At 40.9% G+C, this 23572-nt stretch carries 19 protein-coding genes; 10 read left to right on the forward strand and 9 right to left on the reverse strand.

The window, feature by feature from the left end:
• The first annotated feature begins 131 nt into the window (after positions 1-131).
• Together OO007_RS06255 and OO007_RS06260 are read left to right on the forward strand one after the other, a co-directional pair.
• A complete protein-coding gene (locus tag OO007_RS06255; RefSeq protein ID WP_325808157.1) occupies positions 132-1472 on the forward strand; it encodes a DUF2254 domain-containing protein in 1341 nt (446 codons plus the stop codon).
• A gap of 107 nt (positions 1473-1579) precedes the next feature.
• On the forward strand, positions 1580-2371 hold the full coding sequence (locus tag OO007_RS06260) for an MBL fold metallo-hydrolase (protein ID WP_325808158.1): 792 nt from the start codon (positions 1580-1582) through the stop codon (positions 2369-2371).
• A gap of 258 nt (positions 2372-2629) precedes the next feature.
• Here OO007_RS06260 and nhaA read toward each other — a convergent pair whose 3' ends face one another.
• Together nhaA and OO007_RS06270 are read right to left on the reverse strand one after the other, a co-directional pair.
• Complete coding sequence (gene nhaA / locus OO007_RS06265) at positions 2630-3991, reverse strand: Na+/H+ antiporter NhaA (protein ID WP_325808159.1); 1362 nt, start codon at positions 3989-3991, stop codon at positions 2630-2632.
• Between the two features lie 250 nt (positions 3992-4241).
• Positions 4242-4937: a dimethylsulfonioproprionate lyase family protein gene (locus OO007_RS06270; RefSeq protein ID WP_325808160.1), complete on the reverse strand. Its 696-nt coding sequence runs from the start codon at positions 4935-4937 to the stop codon at positions 4242-4244.
• A gap of 139 nt (positions 4938-5076) precedes the next feature.
• Between OO007_RS06270 and OO007_RS06275 the strand changes: the two genes are divergently transcribed.
• Entirely contained in the window at positions 5077-5355 is a 279-nt protein-coding gene (locus OO007_RS06275; protein ID WP_131905598.1) for a hypothetical protein, read from the forward strand.
• Positions 5356-5458: 103 nt separating this feature from the next.
• Here OO007_RS06275 and OO007_RS06280 read toward each other — a convergent pair whose 3' ends face one another.
• Both OO007_RS06280 and OO007_RS06285 read right to left on the reverse strand, forming a co-directional pair.
• Entirely contained in the window at positions 5459-5911 is a 453-nt protein-coding gene (locus OO007_RS06280; RefSeq protein ID WP_325808161.1) for a hypothetical protein, read from the reverse strand.
• Positions 5912-5995: 84 nt separating this feature from the next.
• Positions 5996-7126 carry a tetratricopeptide repeat protein gene (locus OO007_RS06285; protein WP_325808162.1) on the reverse strand — a complete coding sequence of 377 codons (1131 nt, stop codon included), beginning with the start codon at positions 7124-7126 and terminating at the stop codon, positions 5996-5998.
• A 382-nt stretch (positions 7127-7508) separates the two neighbouring features.
• Between OO007_RS06285 and OO007_RS06290 the strand changes: the two genes are divergently transcribed.
• Complete coding sequence (locus OO007_RS06290; RefSeq protein ID WP_325808163.1) at positions 7509-8015, forward strand: hypothetical protein; 507 nt, start codon at positions 7509-7511, stop codon at positions 8013-8015.
• A gap of 104 nt (positions 8016-8119) precedes the next feature.
• Here OO007_RS06290 and ppnN read toward each other — a convergent pair whose 3' ends face one another.
• The 3 genes from ppnN to OO007_RS06305 form a co-directional block, all read right to left on the reverse strand.
• Complete coding sequence (gene ppnN, locus OO007_RS06295) at positions 8120-9493, reverse strand: nucleotide 5'-monophosphate nucleosidase PpnN (RefSeq protein WP_325808164.1); 1374 nt, start codon at positions 9491-9493, stop codon at positions 8120-8122.
• A 231-nt stretch (positions 9494-9724) separates the two neighbouring features.
• The gene (locus OO007_RS06300; RefSeq protein WP_325808165.1) at positions 9725-11014 is read right to left on the reverse strand and encodes a valine--pyruvate transaminase; all 1290 of its coding nucleotides are present in this window, start codon (positions 11012-11014) and stop codon (positions 9725-9727) included.
• Between the two features lie 358 nt (positions 11015-11372).
• Complete coding sequence (locus OO007_RS06305; protein ID WP_325808166.1) at positions 11373-11996, reverse strand: TetR family transcriptional regulator; 624 nt, start codon at positions 11994-11996, stop codon at positions 11373-11375.
• A gap of 128 nt (positions 11997-12124) precedes the next feature.
• Here OO007_RS06305 and OO007_RS06310 point away from each other — a divergent pair, with 128 nt between their 5' ends.
• From OO007_RS06310 to OO007_RS06330, 5 genes are all read left to right on the forward strand, one after another.
• Positions 12125-13276: an efflux RND transporter periplasmic adaptor subunit gene (locus OO007_RS06310; RefSeq protein WP_165874664.1), complete on the forward strand. Its 1152-nt coding sequence runs from the start codon at positions 12125-12127 to the stop codon at positions 13274-13276.
• Between the two features lie 24 nt (positions 13277-13300).
• Complete coding sequence (locus OO007_RS06315) at positions 13301-16357, forward strand: efflux RND transporter permease subunit (protein ID WP_325808167.1); 3057 nt, start codon at positions 13301-13303, stop codon at positions 16355-16357.
• 102 nt (positions 16358-16459) lie between these two features.
• A complete protein-coding gene (locus OO007_RS06320) occupies positions 16460-17866 on the forward strand; it encodes a cation:proton antiporter (RefSeq protein WP_325808168.1) in 1407 nt (468 codons plus the stop codon).
• 104 nt (positions 17867-17970) lie between these two features.
• Entirely contained in the window at positions 17971-18612 is a 642-nt protein-coding gene (gene ampD / locus OO007_RS06325) for a 1,6-anhydro-N-acetylmuramyl-L-alanine amidase AmpD (RefSeq protein WP_325808169.1), read from the forward strand.
• A 17-nt stretch (positions 18613-18629) separates the two neighbouring features.
• On the forward strand, positions 18630-19223 hold the full coding sequence (locus OO007_RS06330; protein ID WP_325808170.1) for a histidine phosphatase family protein: 594 nt from the start codon (positions 18630-18632) through the stop codon (positions 19221-19223).
• A gap of 23 nt (positions 19224-19246) precedes the next feature.
• On the opposite strand, the gene OO007_RS06335 is transcribed toward OO007_RS06330, so the two are convergent.
• Entirely contained in the window at positions 19247-19819 is a 573-nt protein-coding gene (locus tag OO007_RS06335) for a DUF2062 domain-containing protein (protein WP_131905587.1), read from the reverse strand.
• Positions 19820-19889: 70 nt separating this feature from the next.
• Between OO007_RS06335 and OO007_RS06340 the strand changes: the two genes are divergently transcribed.
• A complete protein-coding gene (locus OO007_RS06340) occupies positions 19890-22319 on the forward strand; it encodes a DNA internalization-related competence protein ComEC/Rec2 (protein ID WP_325808171.1) in 2430 nt (809 codons plus the stop codon).
• Positions 22320-22459: 140 nt separating this feature from the next.
• Here the strand turns inward: OO007_RS06340 and OO007_RS06345 are convergent, their stop codons facing one another.
• Positions 22460-23455, reverse strand: a complete 996-nt coding sequence (locus OO007_RS06345) for a hypothetical protein (protein ID WP_165874662.1) — start codon at positions 23453-23455, stop codon at positions 22460-22462.
• Between the last annotated feature and the right edge of the window lie 117 nt (positions 23456-23572).

Below are 23572 nucleotides of genomic sequence, written 5' to 3' on the forward strand. Positions count from 1 at the left end.
TGAGACAATCATTGAACAAGATGTAAATTGTACTGTGATATGGGCCTGTTTTAATCAGGCTCATATCATTTATTTAACGTAGTATTAAGTTAGAAAAATCATTCTGAGGTTGTTATACAATTACTGAATCTATGAAAACACGAATACTGCATTTTCTGGGAATCATCAGCGCTAATTTTTGGATGATTCCACTGTGTTCGCTGTTGTTAGGTGCAGGTTTGGCCTTTCTTAATTTTTATCTCGATAAAACCCTGTTAGCGCGTCATATCGAATACCCTGATCTCTTTCTGTTCTTCAACAACTCACAGAATATACGCTCACTTTTGAGTGTCTCTGCAACCTCTATTCTAGGTGTCGCAGGTGTTTCTTTCTCCATTACCATAGCGTCCCTAACGCTCGCTTCACAGCAATTCGGTCCCCGTTTACTCCGTAACTTTATGTTGGATAGGTTCAACCAGTTGGTGTTGGGCTGTTTCATCGGAACTTTTTTATATTGTATTTTACAATTGCAATTTACTAGTTCGATGGATCTGGAAAAAACCACCCCATTTATTTCGATGATCGTGTTGCTGGTGCTGATATTCATTAATCTGCTTTTACTGGTTTTCTTTATTCACCACATAGCGGTATCCATTCAGGCGGATAGTGTCATTGGCGATGTTGATAAAGAACTGGTGGCACAACTAAAAACGCTGTTTCCTGATGAAACAGAGCCAGATCAACAACCGCTTAAATTAGAAAAACCCTCAAATATTCAGCAACACTTTGAACAGCAAGGTAATCCAGTGTATGCACAAAAATCGGGTTATCTTCAGGCATTTGATGTCAATGCGTTACTGGAATGCTGTCGCGATAATAACGTGGCTGTGCATTTTTTGATAAAGCCGGGTGAATTCATTATAGAAGCCTCGTTGATTGCTTATTTTCTTCATAAAGAGGAAAAGCCTGATGAGGATGACATAACGAAACAGATTAATGCACAACTGATTATTGGGGATAAAGCAACGCCCGAACAAGACCCTGAATTTGCTATTAGGCAATTGGTTGAAGTTGCACTAAGGGCATTGTCGCCGGGTATTAATGACCCCTTTACTGCTATCAGCTGCATCGATAGATTGGGCAGTAATATTGGCTTGTTAATGGGAAGACAATTTCCTAATGAGCAATATGTTGATGACAGTGGGCATCTACTCATGCAATTAAAACCATTTACCTTTAATGGCATTGTTGAAGCTTCGTTTAACCAGATACGTCATCACGGTAAGAGGGACCTGGCAGTAACCATTCATTTATTACAAACACTGCATAAATTAGCCCTAATCGCTAAAACATCCGAACAGGCCAAGGCTATCGATAAACAGGCTAAAGCCATCGTTTCAGAGCAAAAAGCAATGGGGCTTTCTGACTATGATATTGAAGATATTAAACACTGGAAAAAAGAGCTGGATTTAATTTTGAATGAGAAGATATAAGTCATCTAATTTTTATCTGAAATGTGATTAGATCAGATTGCAGTGGAATTAATTTTGCTGATAAAAAGCTATGCTGATCAAATGAAACAAACAGTGAGAGGTGAACCATGATTTTTAAACAGCTTTATGAAAAAGACTCTAGTACTTATACCTACCTAATCGCCTGTGAAGAAACGGGGCAATCGGTATTAATAGATCCGGTGATTGATACTGTGGAACGTGATCTATTAGTCCTAAAAGAACTGGGTTTAGGTCTAACCTATACTTTGGAAACCCATGTTCATGCTGACCATCTTACAGGCGCGAAAAAATTAAAGGAATTTGCTGGTAGTCAGATTGTAGTTCCCGCTATGGAACAATTACCCTGTGCCGATTTAGGCGTATCTGAAGGCACACCATTTATGGTGGGTAATATTAAATTAGAGCCCTTATTTACACCCGGTCACACGGGAAAGCATCACGCCTATTTATTAGATAATGGCATGCAGAAAGTGGTGTTTACCGGTGATGCTCTGTTAATTGAAGCCTGTGGTAGAACGGATTTCCAATCGGGTGACCCCGTTAAATTATATGAAAGCATTACGCAGAAGTTTTTTACTTTGCCAGACGAGACCCTTGTTTATCCTGCGCATGATTATGAAGGACGACAGATAACCACCATCGGCCAGGAAAAGAATCGTAATCCACGTTTAGGTAATAATAAAACTCAGGATGAATTTGTCGCTATTATGAATAATCTTGATTTACCATATCCGCGCAAAATTGATTTTGCCGTACCGGGTAATGAAGCCTGTGGTGAATGCCCGGGTGATGTACCTGAAGAATTCCGTGGCCCTTGTGACGTTGTTGATTTGCCGCAAGAGTTAATACGAGCGGTACGTGCGGGTGATCAAGGTTAACGACTGTGCGTTGATTGCACTGAAATTGATAAACTAAAAAAAACTGCCCCAAAGTAGGGGGGTGGCAACCACTATTTTCTAATGAATCCTGATTAACAGACTATGACTTTGTCAAAGAAAAAGTGTTAATGAAGATAGTTAGATGATAGAAAATGGTTAAAAAATAACAGCCGGCATTGATTGGATTATCTAAATTTCAATCAATGCCGGTTTTTTATTCGATCTATAAAAGCTAGCTAAAAAGTTTATAATCAGCAGCTACTTTTCTCCGGATGATAAAACCCATAGCCAGATTACCCCCAGTAAGCCAGCTAAAGCCGTCGCTAGCATTATGCTCAGTTTAGCTTGGGTGAGCATTTCAGGGTGACCAGGGAAACTCAGAGACGCGATAAAAATCGACATCGTGAAGCCCATGCCGGCAAGTAATCCGACACCAATAATGTGTTTAAGTGTGACATTTTTGGGTAATTCTCCCCATTTCAGTTTTAACACAATCCAACTCATTAAAACGATGCCAATGGGTTTACCGAGTACCAGGCCAGCAATAATGCCCCAGCTGATAGTCGCAGGGATAATGGCATTGATGGTGTCTAAGGAAATAACGATGCCCGCATTTAGAAATGCGAATATCGGAATCACGAACAAGCTTACCGGTCTTTCTAGGGTTGTTTCCCAGCTTCTTAGGGGTGTTTTCGTTTCTTTGGCTCGTTCTTCAACGTCCTCAACAATTTTGTGATTACTGGCTTCGGCAAGCATCTCTGTTTCAGGATTTTCTTCAATCTGATCCATTTGCTTAGCCGCGGTTCGTAGTTTCTTCGCTAAGTTACGCGGATGACGTCGTGGACGTGCAGGTATGGCAAATGCCGCGAGTACCCCAGCAACAGTTGCATGTACTCCAGATAGCAAGGTTACATACCACAGTAGAATACTGATCAGCAAATAAGGCAAAGGTTTGCGTATCCCTAAGCGGTTCATCACCAGCAATAGAGCAAACAAACCCGCAGCGATCATTAGCATCTGTAAATTAAGCTGATCGGTATAGAACACCGCAATCACAATGATTGCTCCTATATCATCAACAATCGCTAGAGCGACTAAAAACACCTTCAAGCCACTCGGAATGCGTGACCCTAGCAACACCAAAGCACCCAGTGCAAAGGCCGCATCTGTCGCCATCGGGATTCCCCAGCCCGCGGCACTTTCAGTGTCATAATTAAAAGCCGCAAAAATTAACGCGGGAAAAATCATGCCACCCAATGCCGCCATAATAACAGTGCTTGATTGAGTAAAAGACTGAAGCTCACCGGCCAGAAATTCTCGTTTGATTTCCAAACCCAGCAAGAAGAAAAATAACACCATCAAACCGTCATTGACCCAGTGGTGTAATGATTTTCGAATTTCGTAGTCGTTGAACACGACCCCAAATTCAATGTTTTCCAGCGCGAAGTAGTAATCATGCCATGGGCTATTGACCACTATCAGTGCGGAGAGTGTCGCTAAAATAAGTAAGAGCGCCCCAGAAATCTGGTTATTTACAAACCGGTTAAACGGTTCTGTGAGTTTTTCAAATTGTTTTTCTATGGGTTTGGCAAGGTCAGCTTTTGGCTGCTTAGCGCTCATTATTTAATACTCCCTGTATTGTATAAATGTTGATTTAGTGTTGATTAAGCATGGTGAGGTTTTTATGTTTATTTTCAAATAAGACCCTAAGAGAAATACAGCTCAAACACAAACTAACACACTGTTCATATGTTAAATGCATGAAGTCCAAATAAGACGTATGACAACAAGCAATGCAAGAAACAATGCAAGAAACAATGCAAGAAACGACGTGCTTTATCTTCAAGGTTTGAATGCTAAAACCGTGTGGCTATTTCCATAACACATATAAAGCCAAAATGGGTTCATCTAAAGCGTTTACCCCATGCAGATCATTGGGGTGGTTATGTATCACATCACCCGGTACTAAGGTGTTGAATTCCTCTGAACCACCGTATCGCCAATCGCCAGTTCCTGATAACACCAGATACAGTTCCTGCGGTCGATGTTGGTGCAGAGGATAACTCTGATGTTTATCCACCAGTAATAAACCAACAACGATATCGCCTAAATCTAACACTTCATTGAAAATACCCAGTGCCATTTGTTCCCCTTTTTCATCGGTACGGGGAGAGGGCCTCCAGACCATGTCTGTGGCAATTTGCTGAAAGTTAAAGGTAAAAGGTGTCGATGATAGGTGTTTGATCTGGGCTATAACGGGCAATAAATGAGGGCTAAACTGCTTTTCTGTGGGAGATTGTATTCGCTGACTAAAGACTTCAACGCCTTCAAGTACGATTGGGTTATTCGTCCGAATTTTTATGGCATCAGCGCATTGTTTCAAGAAATAGATAATTTGATCAGCGGATTTTGTCGTTTTCATTGAGTGGTTTTCATTGATTGGATTGCCATGGTTTATTTTTACTATTCTGAGTATAGGTTCATCTTTATTGTTTAGTGTTCGGAAATTTGATTGATCTGTATCAATAGTTACTTTGATTTTTCGTTGTTTGTTTTCAATTCTCACATAACACTCCGTAGAAAGGAGTATTGTTTAATGAGGAGAAGAAATGTTAGCGAACGTAATTTAGGTGATTCGTTTAATTATTATGAATAAATGATTCAGTAAATACATAAGCAAACGAAATAACCAGGGAGAGTTAAAGATGCTAAATCTACAAGATATTATCGGTATGTGTGATTGTACTGAGGAAGAAATTGCAGCGGTTGCCATGCACGAACATGTGCCAGACGCGGTCGCCTCTGAGCTTGCTGATTATATTATTCATGGGAAAGACGGCATTCCTAAGCTTCGAAGAATTATTAAAGATGATATCGAAGAAGCAAAACGTAAAGGCCATGATGAGCAAGCGGCTAAACTTAAAGAAGTGTTAAAGCATTTCATCGCGACGCACCCTTTGTATTTGGAAAAAGCCAAAGGATAGTGTGATCTAACTTCCTACTTTGAGCGCGAAAAAAACGCCTCAAAGTAGGGGGGTGACGTTAGTTTATCTTTTAATAATTCATTATTAGCCAGTTATTGGTCACTTATTGGTCTAGAAACACGACGCTCATATTTGCTTGAGACCAGATTTTCCATTTACCGTCTTCCTGTTTGAATATTTGCACCATGTCGAGTTCATTATTCTTGAATGCAGGCCCTGTTACTTTTTTGGTAAGTTGTTTTACTCGTACATAAGCCAGTTCATCCTGATGGGCAATGAATTTGATATCAATGATTTCATAATCGAGTTCATAGATATCGAATAGGCGAGAAATCAGACTTTTACTACTCGCATACAGATTGGATTTTGTGTGAATAGTTGCCATTGTGCCTTCGATGTTTTCAGCTTTCATCTGCTTAACATTTTCATGTATGGCTTGCTCTAACAATTTAGTGATTTCAGTATTGGCAGTATCTTCTGTGCTTGCTATAGCCGTTGAGCTAAATAGCAGTAATGAAGAACAGCTCAAACAAACAGCAAGTAAAAATGATTTCATGGTGAATCCTGTTAGATAGTTTTTATCGTTTAAAAAGTAGTGATAAGTAGTCTTGTATTGAAGCGTAATCGTGATTTTCTTATGTTACTTATTTTTGCCTTGTTCAGCAGCCTTCTTATACCATTTGAGAGCGAGCTTTAAATCTTTTTCTACACCCTCGCCACTTTCATACATTGATGCTAAATTAAATTGCGCCTTGGCATGCCCTTGTTCAGCGGCTCTGCGATACCATTTTACCGCCTGTTTCAGGTTTTTTTCTATGCCTGTTCCATGCTCATAGCGTAAGCCAATTTCAAACTGTCTTGTTGCACTCAATTGTTGATCTTCGGTGGGCGTTTCAATCATTTTTTCTTCTTCTATTGCAGCAGCTATTGCAGGTATTTCAATCATCTGCTGTGCTTCTTCTTTGACTTCTTCTTTGACTTCTTCTTTGACTTCTTCTTTGACTTCTTCTTTGTCTTCTTCGTCTACTTGTTTAGCTTTATAGCTGGATACAGCTTTAGAGGGGCTCTTTTTCTGTTTAGTCGATTGTTTGATGCGTTGCTTGGTTTTGGCCTGCTTCTTGGCTTTTCTCTTGGTTTTTTTCTTTACATGTTTTTTAGGGCTGGTTTTAGCTTTTGCTTTAGTGCTTTTAACTGAATTGTTTTTTTTGCTTAAAGATAGCTGTTCAACCATCTCCTTTATATTGATCTCAGGTTTCTGTGTGGGTTTAAAAGCCGAACTATCTGAATCATCATCGCCTTGTTCAAAAGGTGTTGTCACAGGCGCAAATATAGTAGATGACGAAGCATGAATAGAAGTAGAAGGACTTACGCGATGATAATGATCAATCCCGGTGGCAGGTAGAGGATGAGAATGCGTTCTACCTCCATGTTTGTGTCGATGTGGATGGTTTAACCCAGAACTTGGTAAGGGGTGGCTGTGCCATCTATTCCCGTGTTGATGTTTTACACTGTTAGGGTCAGTTTTTATTTGTGGACTGTTGTGCGTATGTTTAAAACCAATTTCAGCAGAATAAGGGTGAATATGACTGCGTCCATTATGCGAATGGCGGTGAAAATGTTTTAGCCCGGTTTTAGGCAGTATATGGCTATGGACGCGACCGTTATGAGAATGCTTTGTTACGGTGGCTTCGGGGGCAGATAGAACAGAACGGGGTAGCGTAGTAAATAGCGTTGCTAATAATATAAGTGATATAACAACTGCTAACCGCATAATCCTTTCCATAGATTTATCATTGCAAAAGTGTGAGCTACTCTACAAGCGATGATTATAAGCAATTAAACCGCTCTTAACCATGAAGCTAGCGGTTAAATGAAGATTCATACGTAAAATACTGTGCTCGTCATCAATCGTCGTCGCACATATTCATTCATCGTCTTCATTCATCATCACCCATATTCATTTACGGGCACTCGCCGTCTTTCGTCAGTTTTGTTCATTATGTCGCTAAAACCAGGGAAAGCCTAAAAAATGGTAATGTGTTTTATTAATTAATGTGATAGGTTGTGGATGGTTTTAATAAAAGCAGTTACTAAGCTCTTATTTTGTAAGCCATTATTATAATTTTTATAAACAAACCATCAAAGGAAAATTAATGAAAAAATTTATCATGCTCATGAGTTCTGTTATCGCCTTATCGTTATGCTTTACGGCTTCAGCATTGGAAGGCAACTTTACTGCAAAAGTTAGAACCATAGGACTCCCCGATGACCAAGCTAGAGTGATTGCTGTAGCACAATTTGAAGATACTGATATTCTGACTGATGGGAGTTTTAGTGTAGATTTTAGTGTCTATCAATATGAAGGTTTACTTTTTGGTGGTACGGCAACAATTAACGCTGACCAAACTGAAGTGATTGAAGGGAAAGTTGCAACGGGTAGAACCAAGATGACTTATGATCCTGAGACTGGACGTATCACTGCTCGTTTAGTTTTAAAAGTGGTAAATGGTGCTAATAATAGTTCATACGATGTAGGTGCATTTACGTCTCCAAGTAACAGTGGCACTGAAAGTTGGGGCGGTTACGCAACTATTTCTGCGTACTCATTTATTAATGTTGGTGATGTGATTGGTGATGGTGAACCAGTAGACGTTCATTGATATAGAAAGTCGCTGAAGACATTAAACGAAAAACACGACAAAAAAGTCGACTAAAGTAGGGGGGTGGCTTACACCCTCCTACTTTATAATCAATTAATCTTGTCTTACTTTACAATCTCATAACACGGAGTATAAGCCACATCACTCGGTAATTTCATTCGATCATTTTTGATAAATGATTTCAGTAAATCATCCATTTTTTGCATGATGTCAGGATCTCCACTCAACTGGAATAAACCGTGTTTTTCAATGGCACGTATGCCTTCATCTTTTACATTACCTGCTACGATCCCGGAAAAAGCTCGGCGTAAATTAGCCGCGAGTACATGAGTTTCCAGATCTTTGCTTAATTCAAGATTTGCCATGTTTTCATGCGTTGGAATAAACGTCTGCTGGAATTCGGTGTCTATTTTTAAACGCCAGTTATAGTAATACGCATCGCTATGTTGACGACGGAAATCTCGAACTCTTTTTGTCCCTTTCTTGATTTTCTTTGCGACTTTTTCAGGGTTATCAATAATAATTTCATATTGTTCCTGAGCTTTTTTACCCAGCGTGGCACCAATAAAATCATCTATTTTCTGGAAGTAATCACGAGAGCCTTCGGGCGCTGAGAAGATTAATGGGAAAGGCATGGTTTCATTATCGGGATGCAATAAAATACCAAGAATATAGAGAATTTCTTCGGTAGTTCCTGCGCCGCCAGGGAATACCACAATCGCATGCCCAGTGCGTACAAACGCTTCAAGGCGCTTTTCGATATCAGGCAGAATAACCAAATCATTAACAATCGGGTTAGGTGATTCAGCAGCGATAATACCGGGCTCAGTAATGCCGAGGTATTGGCCGTCTTTGATACGTTGTTTGGCATGACCGTAAGCCGCCCCTTTCATGGGACCTTTCATTGCACCGGGTCCACAACCAGTACAAATGTCCATGCCACGTAAACCTAACTGGTAACCGATTTCCTTGGTGTAATCATATTCCATCCGAGAGATCGAATGTCCACCCCAGCACACCACAAGTTGCGGTCTGGAACGTGGGCGAAGGTTGCCTGAGTTGCGCATAATATGGAATACCGCATTGGTAATGCCATCACTGTCTTCCAGATCAAATTTCGGATTATCGAGTATTTCGTCATGCGTGTAGAGAATATCGCGCATCACCGCGAACAGGTGTTCATTGATGCCCTGAATCATTCTGCCATCGACAAAAGCTTCGGCGGGCGCACCCTTTACTTCAAGCTTGATGCCACGGTCTTGCTGAATGATGCGAATCTCGAAGGCTTTGTGGCGTTCCAGCAGTTCTTTTGCATCGTCGGTGTAATTTCCATGCGTTAATACCGCCAATGCACATTGGCGAAACAAGCGGTAAATACCGGTATTCGATGCATCCAGTAATCGGGAAACTTCCAGCTGAGATAATATATTAAGGTGTTGTGTTGGTGTAATTCGCGCGCTAACTAACTGTTCTGACATGTATGTATGATTCCAATAGATTTATTCTAAGGTTACAACTAGAGTGGATTGGTGATTCTATTGTGCCCTTGATTTTTTTGTTATTTAAAACGTCCTAGATACAAATTTAGACGAAGCAGTGTAAGTGGACAATATTACACCATTATGAATACTGTTCAAAAAATGCCTTATAAGTGGGGGGGTGACTTTAGAGGTGATCCAAGACCTTCTTTATAGGATCACCTCCGGCTATTACGAGGTGATGATGCGATGGATTGCTTCCAGACCTTTTCTTAAGGTTGCTTCATCTTTAGCGTAATTGATTCGAATACATTGATGTTTATGCGCCCAGTCATCTTCAATACCGATGAAGAAGTTATGCCCGGGAATGATGTAAACGTCTTCGCGTTTCAAGCGTGTGTAGAGTTCCTGTCCGGTGATATCCATATCTTTAAACCAAAGCCACATGAAAAATGCACCTTCGAGTTTATGCAGATATACAGGCTGATCCGCAAACACTTCATCGAATACACGAACCGCTGTTGCGGCTTTGTCTTGATAAAAAGGCTTGATCACATTGCGACAAAGGTTTAACAATTCTTTGTCTTTAATCATGCGGGTCATTAACGTTGGACCAACGCTGTTTGGCGCAAGAATCATAACGCCGTTGATGCGGCTAAGTGCGCTTATAATGTCATGATTGGCAATCACTATGCCTGTTCTTAAACCCGGTAATCCAAGTTTAGATAATGACATACACAGAATCGTATTCGGGTTCCAGGTGAGTTTTGCATCGATGTATATCGCCCCGGGGAATGGATGCCCGTAAGCATTATCAATGATTAATGGAATTTGATATTGCTGTGCCAGTGCGTCGAGTCTGGATAATTCCTCATTGGTAATTACATTACCAGTGGGATTTGTCGGACGGGACACACAGATAGCACCAATATTTCGATGCGTTTCAGCTAGCGTTTCTTCCAGAACATCAAAATCGATTTCGTATTTAAACTGTTTTTGCTTGCTGTGGCTGGTATTACTTGCTGAATCATTTTCAAGAATATTGATTTTAGGCTTTATCGAAACGAACATATCATCGCTTAGACCCTGATCGGCATAGCCAACATATTCGGGGGCTAACGGAAACAGAATCTTATTGTTACTGCCGTCAGTCATTTCACCAGCAAGTAAATTAAACAGGCTGAAAAAGTTACTCTGACTGCCATTGCTCAAGGCAATATTGTTCGCATCGAGACCCCAGCCATAATGGTCATTAAGCATATCTGCCAAGGCTTCTCTAAATTCATCAAAACCCAGTGGGCCATCGTATAAACCCAGCATTGAATCGACTTTCGAGCTGGAGATGAGTGCCTGCAGTTCTTTCACAAACAGCTCATTGGATTCTGGTATTAATGCAGGGTTGCCACCACCCAGCATAACAATATCCGGATTGCCGCTATTGTTGGCGTTGCCAAGGTCTTCCATTAACTGGGTAATGCCAGTAGGTTGGGTAAATTTTTTGCCGAATTTAGATAAGTTCATCACAGTATTAGTTTGGGTTTGTTAATGATATGAGAGATGGGTAAAGATCAACTCAGATAAAATGTATAAGTCACCGTTTAGAGTGTCCCTTTTACGTATACGTAAAGAGTAAGTATAAACCTTGTTGAATAGCTATGAGGTTAATTTTTTTTGATTGAATAAAAAATTTATCTAAATAGAAAAAGTGCTCATAAGTAGGGGGGTGGGTTTGTTGTTATCGTGTTATTGATTCTTATTTAAAGCATTGTTGTTAATGCATCGTTGTTAAAGCGCCGTTGTTAGAACGACGTTGTTAGAGCATCGTTGTTAGAACATTGTCTGATTATCAAAAGAATAATTAATTAGAAATCCTGAAGCGCTAGTCTTTGATAAAACTATTTAAATAGAGGTCAATCAAGGCAATACCATCGTTTTCAAGATTGATCAGTCTGGAAGGTTGCAAGTGAGAATTGACCATCCCATATAAATACGAGAGTAAGCCTGCGGCAATGGTATTCGCAGACAGTTCTACTTTTAGCATGGATTGACTTTTAAGGTGTTCAATCGCTATCGCCATGCTGGTGAAATACGATGTATATTTTTCTTGTAAGTAGGCGCGTAATGGCGTTTCTTCATCGGTTATTTCAACACAGTTCATGATAATTTTTAGCGATTGACTGAGCTTTGGATCAGTCAGCACAGCACCGATTACGCCATGCATTAATAGCCTGAATGTATCGGCAGGGTTTTCATTTTCACTGAGGTTTTCTAAAGCATGGGTGGTTTCATGGTTAAAGCTACCTGCGCCTTCTTCCCACAAAGCCATTATCAACGCATCTTTATTTTCAAAATGCCAATACAAAGCGCCACGAGTCATACCTGCTTCTTTGGCTATCTGATTCAATGTGGTGTTGGCGATACCTTGTTTTATAAAAAGGCGCTGTGCTGCTTCAAGCAAAGCCTGAAAGGTTTTTTGCGCGTCTTCTTTGGTTTTTCTAGCCATTATTTATTATTCACAGATTATTAATCACAGAGCCCTAAAAATTTTGCGCAGTTTATCAGAAATAAACTATACATACAAGAATGTATGTATATAATACGTCCCCACTATCTATATCCGAGAACTATGTAATGAACATCACTGCTAATTCAGGGAAGTCTTCTGCGCTTCTCTTTATCTTGCTGTTATTGAGTACATTAACTGCCTGCAAAGGTGCAGGAAATGCAATGGCTGATGAAGCTTCAGGAGGCACTGAAAGCACCGAAAACTCAGAGAAAATGGCTAAAGAGGAAATTGTCCGACCAGCCATAATCAGCGAAGTAATGGGTTTGCAGGGCACAAGTCTGCGTTCGTTCCCGGCGTTAATAGAAGCAAATAAAAAATCTGATCTGGCATTTAGAGTGCCCGGTCAACTAGAGAAAGTAATGGTAAAGTCTGGCTCTCAAGTCAAAAAAGGCCAACTTCTAGCGCAAATAGACAGCACTGATTATCAGAATGCTTATGATGACCGTATTGCCAAATTGAATCTGGCGAAAACCAAGTACAAACAGACCACCACATTATTCAAGAAGCGTTATGCGTCTCAGGCAGAAGTGGATGCCGTTACCGCAGAACTAAAAGCCGCAGAAGTCGCGGTTAAACAAGCCAAGACGGATTTAACCTATACCAAGTTACGCGCCCCGTTTACTGGTGCAATATCTCATGTCGATATTGAAAACTTTCAGTTTATTCAGCCACAGCAAACGATTGTTCAACTGCAAAACACCACTCAACTGGATGTACAGTTTGATATTCCGGAGACTTTGATAAAAAGCTTAAGAAAATCTGATAAATACAAGTCTATGTGCGGCAAGGTAAAACTAGCCTCTGATAATAATAATGAGATTAAAGCGTGCTACAAAGAACATGATTCTGTCCCAGATCAGGCGACGCGTTCTTATCCCGTTTTATTCAGTCTAAAAAATCCTGAAAACTACAATGTACTTCCCGGAATGAGTGTTGATATCGAATTGGATTTCGCCGAACTAGAGTTAGCCACAGATAACAAAGGTCTATTAATTCCTGTTGAAGCGGTATTCGATGAAAATGACAAGCAGTGGGTATGGAAAGTCACGGAAGATATGCGAGTTACTAAAACCAATGTGACAGTGAAGGGTATCGTCAAAGATAATATCCGTATCATAGATGGGTTAAGCGCTGGGGATAAAGTGGTTGCTGCCGGTGTGAGTTATCTTGCAGAAGGTCAGAAAATTCGACCTTTAACTAAAGAACGCGGTTTATAGAACGGACTATCAGGATACAAAGTTATGAATATCGCGGAACGTTCTATACGCCAAAAAACAGTCAGCTGGATGATTATCGTGTTGCTGGTTGCCGGCGGCATTATCTCATTTCAGGGTTTAGGTCGTCTGGAAGACCCTAACTTCACCATCAAACAGGCGATGATAGTCACCTATTATCCGGGTGCTTCAGCCACAGAAGTTGAAGAAGAAATCACCTTACCACTGGAAACGACACTGCAAACCTTGTCTTATCTGGATAATGTGACATCGACATCGAGCAATGGCATGTCGCAGATTATGGTGGAAATGAAAAGTACCTACCGTAAGGATGACCTCGCTCAGATCTGGGATGAAATGCGCAGTAAAATTTCAGATATGCAGGCAGGTTTACCCGTGGGTTCTGCAACGCCTATAGTGAATACCGAATTCGGTGATGTGTTTGGCTATTTCATGGCTATCACCGGTAAAGACTATGACTACAGCGATTTAAAAGACTATGTTGATTATCTGAAACGTGAATTAGTGGTTGTCGATGGTGTCGGTAAAGTGCAAGTCGGCGGTACCAGAAGTGAAGAACTGGTTATCGAGATTAATCGTTCGCGCATGACTGCATTAGGGCTGAATGTCAGCTCCTTACAAGGTTTGTTGCAAACGCAGAATCTTGTGAGTAATGCCGGAAAAATAAAAATCGGCACAGAGTATGTGCGCATCAGCTCGACCGGTACGGTCTCATCCATAGAGGCATTGAAAAACCTAACCGTAGGGCGCAATGGTGATCAATTGGTATATCTGTCTGATATCGCCTCTATCAGTAAACAGTTTATCGATCCTGCCAGTCATATTTATCACTTCAATGGAGAAAATGCCTTAACGCTGGCGGTTTCATTCGCATCAGGCGTTAACGTGGTCGAAGTGGGCAAGGCGATAAAAGAACGACTAAAAGAATTAGAATTTGCACGGCCGATAGGTATAGAGATTGGCGTTATTTACGATCAGCCGGGTCAGGTTGATGCTTCGGTACAAAATTTTGTGGTGAGTCTGGCACAAGCAATAGGCATTGTAATAGCGGTACTGCTTGTGGCAATGGGACTACGCCCGGGTATTTTGATGAGTATTGTGTTGTTACTGACGATTCTCGGCACCTTTATCATCATGAAAATTCAAGGCATAGAGCTGCATCGTATTTCTTTAGGAGCTTTGATCATTGCACTGGGAATGTTGGTAGATAATGCCATCGTCATTACCGAAGGAATCATGATCGGTTTAAAACGAGGCTTAACGAGAATAGAAGCGGCTAATCGTATTGTTAAAAATACAGTCTGGCCGTTATTGGGCGCAACAATCATAGCGATTGCTGCTTTCGCGCCGATCGGGTTGTCACCGGATGCCAGTGGTGAGTTTACTGGCAGTTTATTCTGGGTACTGTTTATCTCGCTGTTTTTGAGTTGGATAATGGCTATCACGATTACCCCTTTCCTGTGTTATTTGATGTTCAAAGAAGAGATTGTTGAACAACATAATATGGCGGCAGACCCTTATAAAGGTGTTTTCTACGGAACCTATCGCTGGTTATTGCATGTTTTCTTGCGTTTTCGCTGGTTAACTTTGTTTGGAATTATCGGCTTGTTTGTCTTTTCGATGATGAATTTCGGCAACGTGAAGCAGGCATTTTTCCCTGCGAGCTCTTTGCCTGTCTTCATACTGGATTACTGGTTGCCGGAAGGGAGTGATATTCGCGCGACTGAAAAAGACATCCGTGGTTTAGAAAACTATATCAAGAAACAACAGGGTGTTGAGCAAGTAACAGCGACTATCGGGCGCGGTGCAGATCGTTTTATGCTGACATACAGCCCAGAATTTAATTACCCAAGTTATGCTCAATTATTAGTGCGTGCGGACAGTTTCGAGCGTGTTGGAACATTAATGAGTGAAATTAAAACCTACACCGATGCTAACTATCCGCAAGCGTTCACTAAATACGATCGTATGGCTATTGGGCCTAGTACCAAAGCAAAAATTGAAGCACGCTTTATTGGTCCAGATCCAAAAATCTTAAGAAAACTGGGGGCTGAAGCTGAGAAAATATTTCTCGCGGAGGAAGATGCGATCAATGTAAAGCAGGACTGGAGAGAACGCACTAAGCTGGTTCGCCCGATATTTAATGATAATGCAGCAAGGCGTTTAGGCATTAGTAAAAAAGACCTTGATGATGCTATTGCGCTGAATGTGTCTGGCACTACGATTGGTGTTTTTAGGGATGGGTCTGAAATATTACCGATTAAGTTACGTCCCCCAGAATCAGAGCGCAGTAGTTTTGATGAGTTAAAAAATATAGAGATATTCAGTCCTGCAAAGCAGGCTTATGTGAATATCGAACAAACTATCAACGGTATCGATGTAGTATGGGAAGACCCCTTAATTAAACGTCGTGATAGAAAACGTACCTTAACCGTATTGGCAGATCCTAACCCCGCTACGGGCAGTATGCCTGTGCCGTTATTGGCAAAACTACGCCCTCTGGTTGAAGAAATAGAATTGCCGGTAGGATACAGCTTAAAGTGGGGGGGTGAGTTTGAAGCCCAGCAAAAAGCCAACAAAGCGGTATTTGCATTTGTTCCCTTGGGTGCTTTAGTGATGCTGGTTATCACGATCTTTATGTTTAACTCGATTAAGCAAACATTGGCGGTGTGGATTACTGTGCCGTTAGCGATGATTGGGGTGACCTGGGGTTTACTGGTGACTGGCGCACCATTCAGCTTTATGGCGTTACTGGCAATTTTGAGTTTGACCGGGATGTTGATTAAAAACGGGATAGTGTTGGTAGAAGAAATCAAACGCCTCAATGAAGAAGAGGGTGATGAAATGCTGCATGCGATATCCAATGCATCTGTGAGTCGTTTACGACCTGTAACGATGGCGATGATTACCACCGTATTGGGCATGATACCGTTGCTTTCTGATGTGTTCTTCCAGCCTATGGCGGTTACTATAATGTTTGGTTTGAGTTTTGCGACTGTGCTAACTTTGATTTTAGTACCTGTGTTATACGCTTTGTTTTATGGTGTTAAATATAAAAGCTAATATTAAAATAGAGTAAAAGCAGGGCTAAATTGAATGTAACTATCAATATCGAGTCTGATTAATATCAACTATAAATAATCTGTATTAGTTGATAATGAGAGTATGGAACCCTTCTCATTTATATTGCTAGAGCTCGCCGTTATTATCGGCATGGCTTCTATTGGTCGTGGTCTTGCATTGCGTTTCAATCAGGCTTCAGTGCTCGGTGAATTATTGATCGGGGTGTTGCTGGGTAATATTGCCTATTGGTTAGGTAACCCATTAGCGACTGTGATTATGCATCTGGATGATGCGCAGAGATTGCTAGAAGAAGTGTGGCGCACGGGTTCCAGTATCAATGATGCTGCAATGCATGTCTTTAACGCCAACGAATTAGCCGAAGGCGGAATCTCTCAAGAATTAATTTCCTTTATTGTAGGTCCTCACGCAATGGATACATTGCTGATGACCATGACACTTTGGCTGTTCTCCAACCTTGGTGTGATTATGCTGCTGTTTATGATTGGCTTAGAGAACTCAGTCACCGATATGATCAAGGTCGGCAAACGCTCTTTGTTTGTTTCCATTATTGGTGTGGTCGCACCATTTTCACTCGGCTATATTGCCAGTAGCTGGTTTCTGCCAGAAGTATCAACACCCACCCATTTATTTATCGGGGCTACATTAAGCGCAACCAGTGTCGGTATTACCGCGCGTGTTTTAAAAGATTTAGACAGATTTAAAAGTAAAGAAGCGCGTGTCATTTTAGGTGCCGCGGTAATCGATGATATTTTAGGGCTGATTATCCTCGCAATAGTCATCGGAATTGTCTCTACCGGTAGTGTACAAATAGCCGATGTCTCACAAATTCTCTTATTATCGATTGGTTTCATCGCCTTGGTATTACTCTTTGGTGAAAAAACTGTTGGGTGGTTGGTGAGTAAGTTTTATCAGGTATTCAGTAAATTTCAGGTAAAATTGTTATTCCCACTAGCCCTTGCTTTTCTAATGGCAGCGTTTACTAGCTTTATTGGTCTGGCATCAATTGTAGGTGCGTTTGCAGCTGGCTTAATTGTAAATGATGAACACTTTGGTGATAGTAAAAAAAGAAGTCAACATTGTGATGAAAATGGAAATTTTGATTATTCGCCGACCACTCAGGAACTGATTAATCCGATTGAAAGTCTGTTTGCTCCTGTGTTTTTTGTTTTGATGGGAATGCAGGTTAATCTAAAAACCTTTCTCGAAACGCAAACAATCTGGCTGGCCGTTATGTTTACAGTCGTAGCAATCATTGGAAAGCTCCTATCTGGTCTAGCTGCTGGTAAAGGTGTGAATCGATTTGTGATTGGTGTCGGTATGATTCCACGTGGCGAAGTAGGTTTGATATTTGCCAGTATCGGAAAAGGGCTGGGTGTTATTGGTGATGATGTTTTTAGTGCTGTTGTCATTATGGTGATAATAACGACACTGATCTCACCGATTGTTCTGAAATGGTCTATTGATAGAACTATGGTTAAAAAGGTTTAGATTTAATTTCGTACGAATCAATTAACCTAAATATAAAGAAAAAGTGCCTTAAAGTAGGGGGGTGACCTTTTACCGTATCCGCTTTGTTCTGGCATAATACCAATATGCCAAAAATTGAAACAAAACGCCCAGAACCAAACAGCACGATTAATAAAGGTTTTTTAGAAAGTGCGAGGGTATGCCCGTCGCCAAATCACGATGAGCGTCCAGACATTGATGATATTTCTTTAATCGTTATTCACAATATCAGCCTTCCTCCCAATGAATTTGGTGGTGACGGAATCGATCAGCTATTCACCAATACACTCGATAGGGATGAGCATCCCTTCTATAAAGAAATCGACCATTTACGGGTTTCTAGTCATCTATTGATTAGACGTGACGGCGAAGTTGTTCAATACGTACCTTTTGAAAAACGTGCCTGGCATGCGGGAGAATCCAGCTATTTAGGTCGAAGTGTGTGTAATGATTTCTCGATTGGTATTGAGATGGAAGGTACGGATTTTGAACCATTTACCGAGGTTCAATATCAGACACTGGAACAAACGCTAACTGCTTTGCTGAAACGCTATCCGTCATTATCCAAAGAAAATATCACTGGTCACGAACATATTGCACCGGGTCGTAAAACCGATCCAGGGCCATATTTTAGATGGGATTCCTTAAGTCACGCGCTTGATGTGCAGCTCCCCGCTAATGCAAAACTAGAGACAGGTACTGAAATAGATAACGATGGACAGAGATAAATAGAGATAAACGTACAATGACTAATCAAACCACAACCATAATTGACATCCTCCGCCATGGTGAACCTGAAGGCGGGACTATGTATCGCGGTGGTGGCACAGACCATCATTTAAGTAAAACAGGTTGGCAACAGATGCAACACAGTGTCGAGGCTAATCCTGCAGACTGGTCTGCGATAATAAGCTCCCCCATGTTACGTTGTTATGAATTTGCACAACAATTAGGTGCCAGCAAAAAAATCCCTGTAGAAGTAGTAGAGAATTTTAGAGAAGCAGGTTACGGAAAATGGGAAGGACGAACCGCGACTGAAATATTCCATGAATCAGAAGAGGATTATTGGAATTTCTTCGACGATCCGGTCAATAACCGCCCAGAAAATGCAGAGTTATTGGAGTTTTTTACACCTCGGGTAAACGACGCATTCGGTAAAATCCTGACAGCCTATGAAGGCGAACATGTTTTATTGGTGACGCATTTGGGCGTAACCCGTGCCATTTTGGGTATTATTCTAGGCATGCCATTAGCCAGTCAGCAGTTGATTGATATGCCTTTTGCGGGGATGTTGAGAGTCATAAATGACCGAAAAGGCTTGCGGATATTACTGAGATAATAGTTCGCTAGCGTTAATAGCCACTAGCTATCTTTCATCGCTTTTTTGATCTCGCTCAGCATTGATTGTTTGGCGCGCGCTGCTTCGCGTTCGTCTACACGACATTTCCAGCGGTGCTTAATATTTTTGCGCCAAATAGTGTTGATTGTAAAATATCCCACTGCCGATGAAACGATGGCCAAGATCAAACAGCCAAATAATAAAGGTTGCCAGATTTGATGTAATGTCGATGAAAACCATTCCCAACTCAAGTCCATGGGGACTGATTCTAGTTCTACGCCCAGCATGACGCTGCCTAATTTATAGGCGAAGTAGAACATTGGTGGAATCGTTATTGGATTGGTTATAAAGACTAATGCCACGGATATCGGTAAATGCGCACGATAGAAAATGGCAAGCAATGCAGCGATAATGGTTTGTAAGGGAAAGGGTATCCAGGTACAGAATAAACCGATGGCAAATGCTTTCGATACCGAGTTTCGGTTCATATGCCACAAACTAGGGCGATGAATATCCTCACCTAAATAAGATAATGCCTTATTATCCCGAATTGTTTTCGGGCTAGGAGAATAGCGTTTCAGGAACTTACGTGGCATATGTTAATATTTTATCTAAATACGAAATCTAAATCATAATAATCAGACGAATAATACAAATAAGACTTTCATGCGGATTTATTCAATTCTATTTTTACTGGGCACGGTAACGCTCCAGTTCTTTCAGACCATACCAAATAGTCTTGTTTCTATATCTACATTTTTATATGTATTGTTACCTATGAGCTTAGCTCTAATCATTGTACTTTTATTACCGTACTTCAAGGGTTATAAATCATTTAATCAGAATAAATATACACATTCTTTGATAACTGCCCTGAAATCGGTCATCGTTTTCCTGTTTGGTTTCAGCATCGCTGCTTATGCAGCGCACACTCAAATCAATAATCGTTTACCCAGCCAACTGCAAGGTCAGGAGATTTTACTTCAGGGTAAAATTCACGATATTCCGAATTCTACGGATGAAGGTGTTCGATTTATTTTCAAGGTAGAAAACGCAGAACTGATCAATAACACAGCAAAACTCAATGATTCAGAAGCAACATCGCAGACTATCGTTCAAAAAAATATCAATACACCGTTAGATTTTAAAGGAAATGTCAGACTAGGCTGGTTTAGGCATCATCAATTACTAAATGCGGGTGAAAAGTGGCAATTTGTTGTTCGCTTAAAACAGCCAAACGGCTTTCTCAATCCCGGTGGTTTTGATTATGAGAAGTGGTTATTCACCGAACGGATCAGAGCCACAGGTTATGTACGTAAATCACTAACACTCAATAAACGAATCGCTCCATCTGCCTGGTATTCGATTAATCGCTTGCGCCAAAATATCCATGAAACGATTCAAAGCAATGTCGAAAACAAAACCTCTGCGGCTGTGCTGAGTGCTCTCACAGTTGCAGTCAGAACCAAGCTGGATGATAGACAGTGGGAATTATTGCAACAATCTGGCACCAGTCATTTGATTGCCATCTCAGGTTTGCATATCGCTTTACTCGCGAGCTTTGCCTTTTTACCGATTATGTTGCTGTGGAGATTATTTCCACGTTTGAATGAGTGGGTCCCTGTGCGCATAGCTGGCTCAATTGTTGGTGTGGTGTTTGCGTTGATATATGCGATGTTAGCTGGTTTTACATTGCCTACTCAGCGTGCCTTATTGATGGTCGTGATAGGTGTGTGGGGTTTAAATAGTCGGAAGAATTACGATTCCTCGACTGTATTAGCGGTTGCATTGATTTTGGTGTTATTGCTGGATCCACTGGCGGCGATGACGATTAGTTTCTGGCTATCTTTTATGGCGGTGGCAATTATTCTGTTTTTCATCAAACGCCAGCAGCAAAAGCCTCGCTGGATGATGGTGAAATTACAGTTGTTGATTTCGTTAGCCATGCTGCCGTTAACCATTTTGTTTTTCGGTACCGCTTCTTTAACCTCTCCGGTTGCGAATTTATTTGCTATTCCGTGGGTGTCTTTGGTGGTTGTGCCTTTAAGTCTGGTTGCTCTGATATTAATGCCAATATCTGGGGTCTTGTCCGGTACTCTATTCAAAATAGCTGCCGTAGCGATCGATTACCTGTTTAAGGGATTGGAGCTAGTCGATGGCACAATCCTCTCAAATTTCCATCCTTCTGAAATTCCCACTGTTTATTTGACTTTATCATTCATGGGGCTTCTCTTTATCTTTCTACCCAAAGGTTTCCCCGCGCGTTGGTTGGGTGCGGTATTAATCATTCCTGCTGTTTTATTCTCCCCGGCAAAAACAAGCGATGGTGAGTTCAGTTATACAATGCTCGATGTGGGGCAAGGCATGGCTTCAGTCATTCAAACAAAATCACATACGCTGGTTTACGATACGGGTGCTCGTGCGAGTAACAACTTTGATATAGGCAAGCTGGTGGTTATTCCTTATTTACGGGCTAAAGGTATTACAAAGGTTGATACCTTATTGATATCTCATGAGGATATCGATCACCGAGGTGGTGCTAAATACATCTATGACAATATACCCGTTAGCTCTGTCGTGAGTAGTGATCCCACGGTTTTGGATAAGGTAAAGATAGATGCCTGTGAAATGGGCAAGAAATGGAGATGGGATAATGTCGACTTTGAGATACTCTCGCCACCGGCTGTGTACCCAGAGAATGATAATAACCGGTCCTGTGTATTAAGAGTGTCGAATGCTTATCATACATTGCTGATAACGGGTGATATCCAACAGTTAGCTGAAAATAATTTACTCGAAACTGTTCCGCAAAAACTGCATGCAGATGTTATGACAGTGCCGCATCATGGTAGTAAAACATCATCTTCGATTGCCTTTATTGAAGCGGTATCACCTGATATTGCTTTGATTACGGCGGGGTATCGAAGTCGTTTTGGACATCCGAAAGCTGAGATAGAAAAACGCTACCAAAGTAGGGGGGTGGCTTTAATGAATACAGTCGATCATGGCGCTATGCTGATTAGCTTCCCTGCGAATGAGGGTGAGATCAAGACAAATTCCTATCGACTCACTAACCGAGGTTTTTGGAGCCGATAGGGGTTAATTTTTTTAATTAGCTATTTTTCTATTTAACTATTTTTTCTATATAGCTAAGTAAGCCCCCCCTCTAATTTAAAAAATATGCCTCAAAGTAGGGGGGTGGCTTAAGCAAAACTTAAACAATACTTTTATATGACCTAGGTGAAATTCATCGTCACCCAGAGGAAGGAGCATCCGGTTAATGCCAGCATTGGTCCATCATTGGTATGCGGACTAAAGGCTTCTGCTACCGTCATAATAATCGGTAAGAATATCAACGAAATAATCAACTGCGTGCTGGTGAATAGATCGCTATACATCAGCAATACCACCACTGAAATTATGTACACCATGGCACTGCCTTCAAGGCTGCGTTGGAAATCGCCATTCCAGAATTTACCGTTGTACCACAATGATCGCGTGCGGTATTTATGACGACCAAAGCGAATCCCCACAGGTTCTGCCAATCCATCACCAAACTCGTTAATCAAGTTCGGAATCATAATGATGATTGATGCCTTACCAAAGATAATGATGAAGGGTAAGTAAACAATGAATCTCAGAATATCTTCAAGCATGTCATAGCGAAGTGTATAGGGTCTGTCTTCAATACGGTCCCACGCTACAAATGCATACGCTAATATGGGAACTCTTCGTCTGATGACATTCCATTCTGTGAAGATGGTTTTCAGTTGGTCCATAAAAAACAACATACAAATAATATGGACAGCGTCTTTGCCTTCAATCACAAAGAACAGGGTAATGACATATATCTTTAATTTACGCCAGGGCCTTATCGCCAGCTTTCTAATGTAGTTAATTTTTATTTTGAAGCGATGGATGCTCCATGAAAAAACCACTTTCCCCAATAATTCGATGAATACTGCAAATATAAACGCGAAATAAATATTAGGGTTTATTTCGGGGAGAACTCCATTGGCTTCCAGTGCCAGAAGTGTGGCAATACCAATTCCGTAAACCAATAAGGAAAAGTAAACAAAAGTGTTTTCACCGCCCCAATCATATTTTTTATTTTTTAAGCCGTAAGGATCAGCAAATAATGTTTTAAAGTAAATGTCCCGTGATTCGTGAGCGGACATCGTTGCTGATTTTAAGTTGCGCATGTTTGCTAGCATCGTGCTGATTTTTTCCATACATCATCCTTGTTGTTGAAAAATTCACTTTAAGCCTAGCAATCTTTTACGCCATATTCTTGTGTGTTATTAAAAATGGTTAAAATTTAGGCACTTTCTAAAAAAGTGCCTGTAAGT

This window comes from Cocleimonas sp. KMM 6892 (assembly GCF_035798195.1).
Taxonomy (GTDB): domain Bacteria; phylum Pseudomonadota; class Gammaproteobacteria; order Thiotrichales; family Thiotrichaceae; genus Cocleimonas; species Cocleimonas flava.

Excerpts from the sequence above, each read along its gene's own strand:
- OO007_RS06255 (WP_325808157.1), top strand. The coding sequence starts at position 132 with ATGAAAACACGAATACTGCATTTTCTGGGAATCATCAGCGCTAATTTT.
- OO007_RS06260 (WP_325808158.1), top strand. The coding sequence starts at position 1,580 with ATGATTTTTAAACAGCTTTATGAAAAAGACTCTAGTACTTATACCTAC.
- nhaA (WP_325808159.1), bottom strand. The coding sequence starts at position 3,991 with ATGAGCGCTAAGCAGCCAAAAGCTGACCTTGCCAAACCCATAGAAAAA.
- OO007_RS06275 (WP_131905598.1), top strand. The coding sequence starts at position 5,077 with ATGCTAAATCTACAAGATATTATCGGTATGTGTGATTGTACTGAGGAA.
- OO007_RS06280 (WP_325808161.1), bottom strand. The coding sequence starts at position 5,911 with ATGAAATCATTTTTACTTGCTGTTTGTTTGAGCTGTTCTTCATTACTG.
- OO007_RS06285 (WP_325808162.1), bottom strand. The coding sequence starts at position 7,126 with ATGCGGTTAGCAGTTGTTATATCACTTATATTATTAGCAACGCTATTT.
- OO007_RS06290 (WP_325808163.1), top strand. The coding sequence starts at position 7,509 with ATGAAAAAATTTATCATGCTCATGAGTTCTGTTATCGCCTTATCGTTA.
- ppnN (WP_325808164.1), bottom strand. The coding sequence starts at position 9,493 with ATGTCAGAACAGTTAGTTAGCGCGCGAATTACACCAACACAACACCTT.
- OO007_RS06300 (WP_325808165.1), bottom strand. The coding sequence starts at position 11,014 with ATGAACTTATCTAAATTCGGCAAAAAATTTACCCAACCTACTGGCATT.
- OO007_RS06305 (WP_325808166.1), bottom strand. The coding sequence starts at position 11,996 with ATGGCTAGAAAAACCAAAGAAGACGCGCAAAAAACCTTTCAGGCTTTG.
- OO007_RS06310 (WP_165874664.1), top strand. The coding sequence starts at position 12,125 with ATGAACATCACTGCTAATTCAGGGAAGTCTTCTGCGCTTCTCTTTATC.
- OO007_RS06315 (WP_325808167.1), top strand. The coding sequence starts at position 13,301 with ATGAATATCGCGGAACGTTCTATACGCCAAAAAACAGTCAGCTGGATG.
- OO007_RS06320 (WP_325808168.1), top strand. The coding sequence starts at position 16,460 with ATGGAACCCTTCTCATTTATATTGCTAGAGCTCGCCGTTATTATCGGC.
- ampD (WP_325808169.1), top strand. The coding sequence starts at position 17,971 with ATGCCAAAAATTGAAACAAAACGCCCAGAACCAAACAGCACGATTAAT.
- OO007_RS06330 (WP_325808170.1), top strand. The coding sequence starts at position 18,630 with ATGACTAATCAAACCACAACCATAATTGACATCCTCCGCCATGGTGAA.
- OO007_RS06335 (WP_131905587.1), bottom strand. The coding sequence starts at position 19,819 with ATGCCACGTAAGTTCCTGAAACGCTATTCTCCTAGCCCGAAAACAATT.
- OO007_RS06340 (WP_325808171.1), top strand. The coding sequence starts at position 19,890 with ATGCGGATTTATTCAATTCTATTTTTACTGGGCACGGTAACGCTCCAG.
- OO007_RS06345 (WP_165874662.1), bottom strand. The coding sequence starts at position 23,455 with ATGGAAAAAATCAGCACGATGCTAGCAAACATGCGCAACTTAAAATCA.